An 11,703-nucleotide genomic window follows, 5' to 3' on the forward strand; every position below is an offset into this window, starting at 1 on the left:
TGAACTGAGTGGATAGTATGATTCCGCAAGTGGGTCAAATCGTAAAGGTGCTTCGCGGTAGAGATCCCGGAGAATATGCGGTCGTGATTCGTATTGAAGATCATCGTTTTGTCTGGCTTGCCGATGGCGATCATCGTAAATTCGATCAACCGAAGAAGAAGAACCTGAATCATCTTCATTTACAAGAAACGATTAGCAGTGAAGTAGCGTCAAGCATTAGGGAAACAGGTCGTGTGACTAATGGGAAATTGCGCTTTGCAATCGCCAAATTCGTTGAACTTATGCAAGTTGAAGCACAAGAGAAAGGAGAATGACTGTGGCCAAAGAAGATGTAATTGAAGTAGAAGGTACAGTGATTGAACCTCTTCCGAATGCAATGTTTAAAGTTGAATTGGAAAATGGTCATAAAATCCTAGCCCATGTTTCAGGAAAGATCAGAATGCATTTTATTCGCATTTTGCCTGGAGATAAGGTTACCGTAGAATTATCGCCTTATGATTTGACGAGAGGCCGTATAACCTACCGTTTCAAATAAATGTTCGGCTTTAGAAGTAATACTCTCTCAAGGCGTATGCTTACGAAGCAAGTTTTCTAACGAAAACGCAACATGGTTGCTTACGATAAAAAGGAGGGCTTAAAATGAAAGTAAGACCGTCTGTAAAACCGATTTGTGAGAAATGTAAAGTTATTCGCCGTAAAGGCAATGTAATGGTTATTTGCGAAAACCCTAAGCACAAACAAAAACAAGGGTAAAAGGAGGTGCATCTGTAGATGGCACGTTTAGCTGGAGTTGACTTACCTCGTGACAAACGAGTTATAATTGCGTTGACTTACATTTTCGGTATTGGTAACACTACTGCTCAAAAAATCATTGAATCCACGGGAATCAATGGAAGCACTCGCGTTCGCGACCTTACGGAAGATGAAGTGAGCAAAATCCGTGATGTAATTGACAAAACCCTTAAAGTAGAAGGCGATCTTCGTCGTGAGATTTCCCTAAACATCAAACGTCTAATCGAAATCGGATCCTACCGTGGTCTTCGTCACCGCCGTGGTCTTCCTGTTCGTGGTCAACGTACTAAAACTAATGCTCGTACACGTAAAGGTCCTCGTCGTACAGTAGCTAATAAGAAGAAATAATAAAGGGGGTTAGAGCTAATGGCAAAACCTAAAAAAGTCGTCCGTACGAAACGTCGTGACCGGAAAAATATTGAGAGCGGTGTAGCACACATCCGTTCAACATTTAACAACACGATCGTAACGATCACGGATCCACATGGTAACGCAATTTCTTGGGCAAGTTCAGGAAACCTTGGATTCAAAGGTTCCCGTAAAAGCACTCCTTTCGCAGCACAAATGGCAGCTGAAAAAGCAGCTAAAGCAGCAATGGAGCACGGCTTGAAAACTGTTGAAGTTATGGTTAAAGGTCCAGGCGCTGGCCGCGAAGCAGCAATCCGCTCTTTGCAAGCAGCAGGTCTTGAAGTAAACCTGATTAAAGACGTGACGCCGGTTCCTCATAATGGCTGCCGTCCTCCAAAACGTCGTCGCGTATAATTCAGGATCACTTTGTAGTATAATTATTCCAAATCCGTGAATAATGGATTGAAGGATAGGCATACTATGAAATTTTCAACGAAGTATCCAGAGGGAACCGACGTATTGAATGGAGGGTACATTTCATGATCGAAATCGAAAAGCCAAAAATAGAAACTGTAGCATTAAGTGAAGATGGCGCTTATGGTAGATTTATCATTGAGCCTTTGGAGCGTGGCTACGGTACAACCTTAGGAAACTCACTACGTCGTATCTTACTGTCCTCCTTACCGGGGGCAGCAGTAACCTCTGTCCAAATCGATGGCGTTTTGCACGAATTTTCAACGATTCCTGGTGTGCTTGAGGATGTTACGGAAATTATCCTTAATCTCAAAGGTTTGTCGTTGAAGATTCACTCCGATGAGGAGAAAGTGCTAGAAATTGATGCAGAAGGAGAAGGTAACATTACTGCGGCTGATATCCGTGGTGATAGTGACGTGGAAATCCTTAACCCGGATTTACACATCGCTACCTTGTCTCCAGATGCACGTCTTCACATGAGGATTCATGCGGGCAGAGGGCGCGGTTACGTCCAGTCAGACAAAAATAAGCATGAAGAACAACCAATTGGTGTTATTCCAATTGATTCAATCTACACGCCTATTACTCGGGTAAACTACGCAATTGAGAATACTCGCGTCGGTCAAGTGACTAACTATGATAAGTTGACTCTCGAAGTGTGGACCGATGGAAGTATTCGTCCAGAAGAAGCAGTAAGCTTGGGCGCGAAAATCTTAACAGAACATTTGCTCTTGTTCGTTGGTTTGACGGACGAAGCAAAAGACGCTGAGATTATGGTTGAAAAAGAAGAAGATAAGAAAGAAAAAGTTCTTGAGATGACGATCGAAGAACTAGATCTTTCCGTTCGCTCTTACAACTGTCTCAAACGTGCTGGGATTAATACCGTACAAGAGCTGATTACCAAAACAGAAGAAGACATGATGAAAGTTCGGAACTTAGGTCGCAAATCACTTGAAGAAGTTCAAGAGAAGCTCGAAGAGCTGGGTTTAGGTCTACGTACTGAGGAATAGTCTTGTCAGAAGGAGGTTAACTCAATGAACTACAGAAAATTGAACCGCGATTCCAGTAATCGTAAAGCATTATTTCGTGATCTGGTAACGGATCTGTTCATACATGAGCGCATTCAAACAACAGAAGCAAAAGCTAAAGAGATTCGTTCAATCGCTGAGAAGTTAATTACTCTTGCGAAACGCGGAGATCTTCACGCACGCCGTCAGGTTGCTGCTTTTGTTCGCAGAGAAGCTGCCAACGAAAATCAAGATGCGATTCAAAAACTATTCTCTGATTTGGCTACTCGTTACTCCGAGCGTCCAGGCGGATACACACGTATCCTTAAACTGGGACCACGCCGCGGTGACGCAGCACCAATGGTTTACCTAGAGCTAGTAGATCGCGCATAGAAGACGGATGGGAAAGGGTGGACGGAATCTACTTAGATTCTGGTGAAGCCCTTTTTTTGCAGTCTTGGATCGCATTCTAGTGGATTGGGGTGAATAGCACCTCAAGCTAGGTAGGAAGGATGACTCATGGAGGAACATGCCTTGAGAAATCTACGTTTTACCATAAGTTATGATGGGTCATCGTATTCTGGCTTTCAGATACAGCCTAGGTCCGACACGGTACAATACCGTTTAGAGCAGGCCGTTTTCTTGTTGACAGGTGAGACAGTGAAAGTCATATCTTCAGGGCGTACAGATGCTGGTGTTCACGCGAAAGCACAGGTTATTAATTTTACTACGAGTTCTAAGATTCCAGTAGAACGTTGGTGTTTAGCTCTAAATGCTAGACTACCCAGGGACATCGTCGCACATACTGCCGAAGAAGTTCTCCCTACTTTTCACGCTCGCAAAGCCGCGAAACGTAAAACCTATTGTTATACAATTCGATCGGCGCGCTTCCCTGATGTCTTTCACCGCAACTTCGAGTATCATCACCCCACGTATTTAAATGTGGAAGCCATGAGAGAGGCGCTCCCTTGCTTGCTAGGTGAGCATGATTTTACTTCGTTTTGCACAGTGAGAACGGATAAGGAAATCAAAGTGAGGACCTTATATGAGGTACGTATGGAGACGGAATCGGATGAGTTGCTGGCGACAGGTAAAGTAGAACGTATCCGGTTAATCATAACGGGCAATGGTTTTCTTTATAACATGGTCAGGATCATCGTAGGGACGTTAATTCAGATCGGTGAGGGTAAGAGACCACCTAGCGATATGCAGCGTGTTCTCGAGGCCAGAGATCGCTCTCAAGCTGGGCCTACTGCTGAAGCCATGGGATTGACCTTGTGGAAAGTCGACTATTAAAAAGTTATCATCACTACTTGATTATTGAGACTTTATCGTGTAAAATATAAATTGGCGTTTGGCGATCGGCTACCCCACAGCCCCTGATCACAAATGGCCATAGCTATCCATCGCATATGAATAAATGACAACTATAACTTATGTATTTCAGATATATTTTTAGGAGGATTAAGCATGCGCACCACATATATGGCTAAGCCAAATGAAGTAGAGCGTAAATGGTACATTGTTGACGCTGCAGGCCAAACACTTGGCCGTCTTGCAAGTGAAGTTGCTAGCATTATCCGCGGTAAGCACAAACCGGAGTTCACTCCACACGTAGATACTGGTGATTTCGTTGTTGTTATCAATGCTTCCCAAATTAAGCTTACTGGTAAGAAAATGCAAAACAAAATGTACTACCGTCACTCTTTGTACCAAGGTGGTTTGAAAGTGACTTCCGCTCAAGACTTGCTTAACAGCAAGCCTGATCGTATGATTGAGTTCGCAGTTCATGGTATGCTTCCTAAGAACCGTCTTGGCGACAGCTTGAAAACTAAGCTTAAAGTCTACGGTGGAGCAGAGCACCCGCACACAGCACAACAACCAGAAGTTTGGAATCTTCGCGGTTAATATAAGGAGGAACGTTTCGTGGCACAAGTTCAATATTATGGAACGGGTCGTCGTAAGCATTCGGTAGCGCGTGTGCGCTTAGTACCGGGCGAAGGACGCATCATCATCAACAAACGTGATCTAGATGAGTATTTTGGTCTAGAAACATTGAAGCTAATCGTTAAACAACCACTTGCTCTAACTGAAACAATCGGTCAATACGATGTTCTAGTTCTTGCAAATGGTGGCGGAATCAGCGGACAAGCAGGCGCAATTCGTCACGGTATCTCCCGTGCATTGTTGAAAGCTGATCCGGAATACCGTGGATCCTTGAAAAAAGCTGGATTCCTAACACGTGATTCCCGTATGAAAGAGCGTAAAAAATACGGATTGAAAGCAGCACGTCGTGCTCCTCAATTCTCCAAACGTTAAGATATGGTGCCTATGGCACGCAAGAAAACCTTTTCCGCCTTTGGCTGGAAAGGTTTTCTTTTATTATATGGACATAATGTATCGAACAGCATATATCAGTATAGAGCGATAGAAAGTTAATACCAAAATGATAAAAAGTCATTGACACCTTGCGGAAGTCAGATATAATAAGTATAAATCATACAATATCAGTCGGGATTATCGACTATTGGAGGAATCGGACGATGAATCTATTTGAGAAAGAAGCATTTGTAACGAAAGCTGCGGAAGAATTCGAGAATCAATCGCCTGAAGCCTTATTGCAACTTGCAGTAGAGACGTTCGGAAGTTTGACCCTAGCTTGTAGTTTTGGAGCTGAAGATGTCGTGTTGGTTGATATGCTCCAAAAAGTTAATCCTAACGTTGATATTTTTTACTTAGATACAAATGTACATTTTGACGAAACGTATGAAACAAAAGAAAGACTTGAGCAACACTATGGTATGAAGTTCATTCAAGTACTACCAAAACTTACGCTGGATGAGCAGGCTGATAAATTTGGGGATGAGCTTTGGAAAAGTGATGCGAACCAATGCTGCAATATTCGTAAAGTAGATCCACTTACAGATATTCTTGGAAACTACGATGCCTGGATTACGGGTATTCGCCGCGATCAAGCACCTACACGTGCAAATGCTAAGAAAGTGGAATATGATGTGAAATTTGGCTTGATCAAATTCAATCCTTTGGCTAATTGGACATCAGAAGACGTATGGCAATACATTCGCGACAATGATGTTATTTACAATCCATTGCATGATCGTAACTATCCAAGTATCGGATGTTCACACTGCACTCGTCAAGTCGCTGAAGGAGAAGATCCACGTGCCGGACGTTGGGCGACTATTGAGAAAACAGAGTGTGGTTTGCACAAGTAAACTTGAAAGCCTGGTATATAAGTCCACCCTGTCCCATATAGATGTTACAGAGTCTATATGGGAACAGAGGTGGATTTTTTATGCGCAAAAGAAAGAAAAGGTTGGTGGTATGGCTGACCTTTCACAGTAGTCTGAAGTTATTGCTTTCAGCGATGCTGGTTGCATTGGTTGTCTTTATTTATGCGTACGAGCTCCCTGCAACGAAGACTTGGTCGGACTGGACGCTACCTTTATCGGGTAAGACAATTGCGCTAGATGCCGGTCATGGGGGGCCTGATGGCGGAGCGGAGAGCAAGGATGGTATCATTGAAAAGGATATCAATTTAGCTATTACTTTGCGGTTGCGTGATTACTTACAACAGGCTGGGGCGATTGTAGTATTGACAAGAGAAACGGATACGGATTTAGCAGAGTCAGGCACTAAAGGTTATAGCAAACGTAAGACCCAAGATCTACATAACCGTGCGGGTTTGATTGAAAAAAATAAAGCCGATATGTTTTTAAGCATACATTTGAACAGCATTCCGTCTGATAAATGGAGAGGCGCACAAACGTTCTATTATTTAAATAACCCTGATAATCCTAATCTAGCGGCACTTATTCAATCGGAGCTTAAGCGGAATCTAGAAAATACGGATCGTGTCGCTAAACCGGCGGATAAGACAGTATACCTGTTGAAAACGCTCAAAATTCCAAGTGCGCTTGTTGAGGTAGGTTTTCTATCCAACCCAGAAGAGGCTAAGTTATTAGCGGATGAGAATTATCAGAAGATGCTGGCTGCTTCGGTGTATCAAGGGATTTTGAGATATTATGCAGGTGAAAAAGTGGGTTCTGCTTCATAATGTGTTATAATAAAAGCCGCTAATACAATGTCCCAATAAAGGTGTGATGTGGCAATGGTACATAAAGATCAAATTCTAGAAGCGTTGAATAAGCTAATAGATCCTCAGTTTAACAAAAGTGTCGTGGAATTAAATTTAATCCGTGATGTAATGGTGAAAGAAGATGCTGTATCCTTAAGCTTGCTCGTGGTAACCGAGGATGAAGGATATAAAGAACAAGCCAAAGCATTCATTCAACAATCTTTAGCTAATATAGGGGTAACTCAAGTTCATATCCGATTTAGATTGATGACGGACCTTGAACGGAGTCGTTTGGATGGTACTTCACAATCGTCGGATACAAATCCCCAGAAGCCTGTTCAACCTCCAATTCAGCAACCGATTCTTGGACAATCCTCTACAGTTGAGTTTATTGCAGTAGCTAGCGGTAAGGGTGGGGTTGGTAAATCAACGGTTACAGTTAATCTAGCGGTCGCTCTGGCTCGTAAGGGGAAAAAGGTAGGGATTATTGATGCGGATATATATGGATTCAGTATTCCAGATATGATGGGGATTGAAGAACAGCCGCAACTTGTAGAAAACGTAATTATGCCTGTTGAAAAATTCGGGGTTAAAGTGATATCAATGGGCTTCTTTGTCCAGGACAATGCACCTGTTGTATGGCGTGGACCGATGTTAGGCAAAATGTTGCGCAATTTCTTCAATGAAGTAAATTGGGGAGATGTGGAATATATCCTCTTGGATCTTCCTCCAGGTACGGGGGATGTCGCATTAGATGTGCATCAGCTCATTCCGCAAAGTAAAGAGATCATTGTTACGACTCCACATGCTACTGCGGCATTTGTAGCTGCTAGAGCGGGGGCGATGGCCATTCAAACGAATCATGAAATTTTGGGCATTGTTGAGAATATGTCCTACTATGAGAGTAAAGATGGCAGCGTTGAGCACATTTTTGGTAGAGGTGGAGGAGCAAAGCTTGCTGAAGATCTTCATAGTGAGCTGTTAGCACAAATTCCATTAGGAGCTCCAGATAATCATATATCTGAAAAGGATTACTCGCCATCCGTATATAAGGCAGAATCCAAAGCAGGGCAAATCTACTTGGAAATAGCCGATCGGATGATTGCTAAGCTAGATAAATAGTGCAAAAAGGAAGAGGAAGCAGTGAGAACCTGCCAACTCTTCCTTTTCTTTCTTTGTTTAAGAATCAGAACCTCCGTCTTTCTTTTCTTCACCCTGTTTCTCGGAGTCCCCTGAAGACTCTTCCTTCTGCTTTTCATCCCCGCCTTCGTCTTTTTTATCTCCTTCTTTGGCTTTATCTGCACTTTTTTCTGTGCTCTTTGCGGAGGGCATTTGTTCAGGCTTGCTTTGTTGCGCGATAGCAGACTTAAGTAATTCGACCATTTGTGCCCTGAAAAGTGGGCTTTGGATGGATTCTTCCATCACAGTCATCATTTGTTGGCGGTAGGGTGCTGTTTTCATGACATCAAGAACCATTTTCTCGTAATCAGGATTTTTCATAACATCAATTAGGGATTTCTGGTAAGTAGGGTCTTTGAGTAATTCCTTGAACATCTGCTTGGTTTCTTTCTGAATCGCGGTAGCAAAGTCGCCAGCAAACTTAGGATCCTTCATCATATCTGTTAAAAACATATTATTTTCCTTAGCGGTCAGCACATCTTTGACAGCCATTTGAAGTTGGAGGGATTCATTGGCTGATAGCAGCTTGATCTGAGATTGGCCAGCAATGCTGTTAGCCCCTACATCCCCATTCATGATACTGCGGTTTGCAGCGCTTATCGCCTTCTTACCGTCATCGGATTTGAGAATATCGAGAATCATTGTCTTTTGTTCTTTGTACGTGTTGGCTTGTGATTGACCTTGAGAAGAGTTATCTGTACCACAAGAAGCGAGAAGAAAAGCCAATGATATTGCCGGTAGGACTTGAAGCTTTCTAAGTCTTGTTTTTAACATAACTACATGCTCCCTTCCCTGAACTTTAATGGTCTTAGTATGTGTGGTTAGGGTCAGAATATAAGGGGACAATATTGGCTTTTTATCGCAAAGGTTGGTACAATTAACAATTAGAGTTGATGTGTGGAGGTAATTAAACGTGACATTACGTAAATGGTTTCACTTATTCTGGACAACACTAGTATTAGGAATTGTAGTTTCAACAGGGGTTGGACTTATCCTTCAATTTTCAGACAAAGAATTTTCTGTAATGGGCTTATCGGCGGTTGGTTTTAATTTGGTTAATATGATTCTTGGTGGAGCTACGATAAGCGTGTTGAGTCAAATGGGCTTCTTCGCATATTTAATCGTAAGATTTATTGCGGTAGGTATCATACGTTCCAAAACAGTGTGGGATCTGCTGCAGCTTGCTGTTGTTATTGTTGTATTGTTCGACCTTGTGTACTTGAGAAAGACGAATTTCAACACCTCTGAATCGCTGCTTGGATATTTCATCTTGCCGACTTGTGTACTTATAATTTCTTTAGCAGTAAGCTATTGGAAAGTGAAAATGACGAATCGGAATGCATTTATTCCAACTTTATTCTTCATGACGGCAGTAACTGTGCTTGAGGCTGTACCAGCGTTAAAATTGGATAACTCAGCATCTAGTTTGTTTATGTTGGCACCATTATTCGTTTGTAATGCATGGCAGATTCTTACCTTACATAAAATATTGGATAACAAAAAGAGCTAATTAGATTAGCTCTTTTTTCAAATCTATTCATGGGTACTAATGAATTTGTTTCATAGCCTGATCTTCGACGGGAGTTGTCTCAACCTGAGTTTGCTTGATGAGCTCACTCACGCTTACAAACTGATAGCCCTTTGTTCGTAGTTGTTGGATGATGGAAGGCAAGGCCTCGTGTGTTTGTTGGGAGGAGTCGCTCGCATGAAGAAGGACGATATCACCAGGATGTGCTTTACTTACTACACGGTTTACGATGGTGTCGACGCCTTTGTTCAGCCAATCTTGAGAGTCTGTATCCCATTGAATGACTGAATAGCCTAGATCATCAGCAATACGTAACACGCGTTTGTCGAAATCGCCGTTAGGCAGACGAATGAGGTTAGGTTCTTTACCGATTAGTTCCGTCAAAATGCCATGTGCAGTAGAGATTTCGTTACGGATTTCCTCATCACTCAGATCGCTGTAGTTGTCAAATTTGTTGCCGTGGCTACCGATTTCGAATCCATAGCTTTTGATATGTGAGACAATATCGGGATGGCTCTTACTCCAAGGCGATGATAAGAAGAAAGTCGCATCCTTAACACCGTTGTCCTTTAGGATTTTCAAGATCGGTTCCGCTCGAGTATCCCCCCATGAAATATCAAAGGTAAGGGCGATAACCTTCTTTTCGGTCTGTACGCTGTAGATAGCTGAAGGCTCGGAGTTCATAAAGACGGATACATTACTTTGTTCGGAATATACAATGGCCGCGGAGAAGATGATGGCAAGAGCAATGAATAAATATTGTTTGAATTTGCGTGCGTTGATTACAAAAAAGTAGTTCATAAACAGCTTGTACCTCCTTTATGTCAAGCCATGGATAGCTTGTATAACCTTTAGTAAATAATGTATGCTCGTACACAGGGTACTTATGCTTCCGAAATTGGAGGAATTACAAATGAATTTTTCGGCACTGCTAAGACATTTTAAAGAAATGAAGCATTACTTTATTGTTGTTGTTCTTGTATTTGGATTTAGCTTGTATATGGGTTGGGCAAATTCCGAGCAATTTTCGCATTTCTTGGAGGAACAATTGAAAGGGCTTCAACCCATGATTAAAACGATAAACGCGAAGGACAATCCACAGGTTTGGCTATTCATCTTTATCTTTTTAAACAATGCAATTAAATCAGTTCTTATCGTTTTCTGTGGGATATTACTAGGTGTTTTACCGCTCTTTATGTTAATCGCCAATGGAATGATCCTAGGGTATGTGCTTTCCTTACAGACACATGAAAGTACATTATCCATCGTTCTTAAAGGGATATTGCCGCATGGTATCATTGAGATTCCTGTAATATTACTTGCGTGTGCATATGGATTAAAGTTAGGAATGCTAGTCTGGAAAATGGCCATACAGCTACTCGTGCCAGCAGAGAAAAGAAGTGCTCGAACGGAATTGGCTCGAATATTTCAATTAACTAAACCGCTCACCGTTGCAATTGTTGTTCTTCTTTTGATTGCAGCTATTATTGAAAGTACACTTACCTACTGGTTGGTGCATTTGTAAAATATTTTCAATCCCCTGTCATAAAATTGGCAAAATCTGAGCATAACAATAAGGCGTAAAAGAAGAGGGGCATAATTGGCTCAACTCTCCACGTCTAACTAAATTGTTAGTGCCATGAATCTCTACAGTCGAGAGGGGTTTGGATGGATGTATGCTCGGATTTTTGTTCAATGAGAGAGAATGCAGAGAATTAGATTATGTACTGCGTAAAGAATTAGACGAAATGCTATTCGATCTCAATGATAAGAGAATTGATCAAGAGATAAAGGGAGCTATAGAATCCAGATACAAGGTCATCTTCAGGATGTATGCTCGCTTAGCGACACCAAAGGAAATATCAAAGTACGCCAGAAACCGTAATTACCAAGCTCAGAAAAAATAGGGGGTAAGTGCTTGACTTACCCTCTCCACCTGTGTTATTTTATAACTCGTCACTTCGAAACAAAAGCGAGTGAGTCTTATTATAGAAGAGGTTACAAAAATATCTTCAAAAAAAGACTTGCAATGTCTGGTGTAACTGTGATATATTTAAAAAGTCGCCGCTAAACGGATGACGAAGTAACATGAAAGAAATTGATCTTTGAAAACTGAACAACGAGTGAGTAAGTACAGTCGAGTAATCGACTATAAAAGAGATTGCAAAATCTCGCTAGCTTCAAATGAGCAATTAAGCTTTTTCAAATAGGACGAGCAATCGTCCACTATTATGGAGAGTTTGATCCTGGCTCAGGACGAACGCTGGCGGCGTGCC

General features: G+C 41.9%; 18 protein-coding genes. 16 read left to right on the top strand and 2 right to left on the bottom strand.

All coding sequences use genetic code 11. The annotated features are described in order from the left end of the window. The first annotated feature begins 17 nt into the window (after window positions 1-17). The 13 genes from A8708_RS02185 to A8708_RS02245 all read left to right on the top strand — a co-directional run bounded on the left by A8708_RS02185 (window position 18) and on the right by A8708_RS02245 (window position 7,842). Window positions 18-314, top strand: a complete 297-nt coding sequence (locus A8708_RS02185) for a KOW domain-containing RNA-binding protein (RefSeq protein ID WP_068661887.1) — start codon at window positions 18-20, stop codon at window positions 312-314. Between the two features lie 2 nt (window positions 315-316). Then, window positions 317-535, top strand: coding sequence for a translation initiation factor IF-1 (gene infA, locus A8708_RS02190; protein ID WP_009676800.1), 219 nt, complete (start codon window positions 317-319; stop codon window positions 533-535). 104 nt (window positions 536-639) lie between these two features. After that, window positions 640-753 carry a 50S ribosomal protein L36 gene (gene rpmJ / locus A8708_RS02195; RefSeq protein ID WP_003333770.1) on the top strand — a complete coding sequence of 38 codons (114 nt, stop codon included), beginning with the start codon at window positions 640-642 and terminating at the stop codon, window positions 751-753. Between the two features lie 18 nt (window positions 754-771). Continuing rightward, complete coding sequence (rpsM, locus tag A8708_RS02200; RefSeq protein WP_068661888.1) at window positions 772-1,140, top strand: 30S ribosomal protein S13; 369 nt, start codon at window positions 772-774, stop codon at window positions 1,138-1,140. Window positions 1,141-1,158: 18 nt separating this feature from the next. Next, complete coding sequence (gene rpsK, locus A8708_RS02205; RefSeq protein ID WP_028557470.1) at window positions 1,159-1,554, top strand: 30S ribosomal protein S11; 396 nt, start codon at window positions 1,159-1,161, stop codon at window positions 1,552-1,554. Window positions 1,555-1,679: 125 nt separating this feature from the next. Beyond that, window positions 1,680-2,624, top strand: a complete 945-nt coding sequence (locus tag A8708_RS02210; RefSeq protein ID WP_056618255.1) for a DNA-directed RNA polymerase subunit alpha — start codon at window positions 1,680-1,682, stop codon at window positions 2,622-2,624. Between the two features lie 24 nt (window positions 2,625-2,648). Further along, window positions 2,649-3,014: a 50S ribosomal protein L17 gene (gene rplQ / locus A8708_RS02215; RefSeq protein ID WP_057304263.1), complete on the top strand. Its 366-nt coding sequence runs from the start codon at window positions 2,649-2,651 to the stop codon at window positions 3,012-3,014. A 141-nt stretch (window positions 3,015-3,155) separates the two neighbouring features. Beyond that, a complete protein-coding gene (gene truA, locus A8708_RS02220) occupies window positions 3,156-3,917 on the top strand; it encodes a tRNA pseudouridine(38-40) synthase TruA (RefSeq protein ID WP_068661897.1) in 762 nt (253 codons plus the stop codon). Between the two features lie 174 nt (window positions 3,918-4,091). Then, entirely contained in the window at window positions 4,092-4,529 is a 438-nt protein-coding gene (gene rplM, locus A8708_RS02225) for a 50S ribosomal protein L13 (RefSeq protein ID WP_057313445.1), read from the top strand. Between the two features lie 18 nt (window positions 4,530-4,547). Continuing rightward, a complete protein-coding gene (gene rpsI, locus A8708_RS02230) occupies window positions 4,548-4,940 on the top strand; it encodes a 30S ribosomal protein S9 (RefSeq protein ID WP_057313444.1) in 393 nt (130 codons plus the stop codon). 224 nt (window positions 4,941-5,164) lie between these two features. After that, the gene (locus A8708_RS02235; protein WP_068661889.1) at window positions 5,165-5,857 is read left to right on the top strand and encodes a phosphoadenylyl-sulfate reductase; all 693 of its coding nucleotides are present in this window, start codon (window positions 5,165-5,167) and stop codon (window positions 5,855-5,857) included. 80 nt (window positions 5,858-5,937) lie between these two features. Then, window positions 5,938-6,699: an N-acetylmuramoyl-L-alanine amidase CwlD gene (gene cwlD, locus A8708_RS02240; protein WP_068661890.1), complete on the top strand. Its 762-nt coding sequence runs from the start codon at window positions 5,938-5,940 to the stop codon at window positions 6,697-6,699. A 54-nt stretch (window positions 6,700-6,753) separates the two neighbouring features. Beyond that, the gene (locus A8708_RS02245) at window positions 6,754-7,842 is read left to right on the top strand and encodes a P-loop NTPase (protein ID WP_068661891.1); all 1,089 of its coding nucleotides are present in this window, start codon (window positions 6,754-6,756) and stop codon (window positions 7,840-7,842) included. A 57-nt stretch (window positions 7,843-7,899) separates the two neighbouring features. On the opposite strand, the gene gerD is transcribed toward A8708_RS02245, so the two are convergent. Next, complete coding sequence (gene gerD, locus A8708_RS02250; protein ID WP_068661892.1) at window positions 7,900-8,673, bottom strand: spore germination lipoprotein GerD; 774 nt, start codon at window positions 8,671-8,673, stop codon at window positions 7,900-7,902. A gap of 139 nt (window positions 8,674-8,812) precedes the next feature. Here gerD and A8708_RS02255 point away from each other — a divergent pair, with 139 nt between their 5' ends. Continuing rightward, window positions 8,813-9,409: a KinB-signaling pathway activation protein gene (locus A8708_RS02255; RefSeq protein WP_068661893.1), complete on the top strand. Its 597-nt coding sequence runs from the start codon at window positions 8,813-8,815 to the stop codon at window positions 9,407-9,409. Between the two features lie 36 nt (window positions 9,410-9,445). Here A8708_RS02255 and pdaB read toward each other — a convergent pair whose 3' ends face one another. After that, on the bottom strand, window positions 9,446-10,228 hold the full coding sequence (gene pdaB, locus A8708_RS02260; protein ID WP_068661894.1) for a polysaccharide deacetylase family sporulation protein PdaB: 783 nt from the start codon (window positions 10,226-10,228) through the stop codon (window positions 9,446-9,448). A 112-nt stretch (window positions 10,229-10,340) separates the two neighbouring features. Between pdaB and A8708_RS02265 the strand changes: the two genes are divergently transcribed. Together A8708_RS02265 and A8708_RS36320 are read left to right on the top strand one after the other, a co-directional pair. After that, on the top strand, window positions 10,341-10,952 hold the full coding sequence (locus A8708_RS02265; RefSeq protein ID WP_068661895.1) for a stage II sporulation protein M: 612 nt from the start codon (window positions 10,341-10,343) through the stop codon (window positions 10,950-10,952). A 151-nt stretch (window positions 10,953-11,103) separates the two neighbouring features. Next, window positions 11,104-11,334, top strand: coding sequence for a hypothetical protein (locus A8708_RS36320; protein ID WP_056618222.1), 231 nt, complete (start codon window positions 11,104-11,106; stop codon window positions 11,332-11,334). Window positions 11,335-11,703: the final 369 nt, after the last annotated feature.

It is taken from the genome of Paenibacillus oryzisoli (assembly GCF_001653565.1).
Lineage (GTDB): Bacteria > Bacillota > Bacilli > Paenibacillales > NBRC-103111 > Paenibacillus_E > Paenibacillus_E oryzisoli.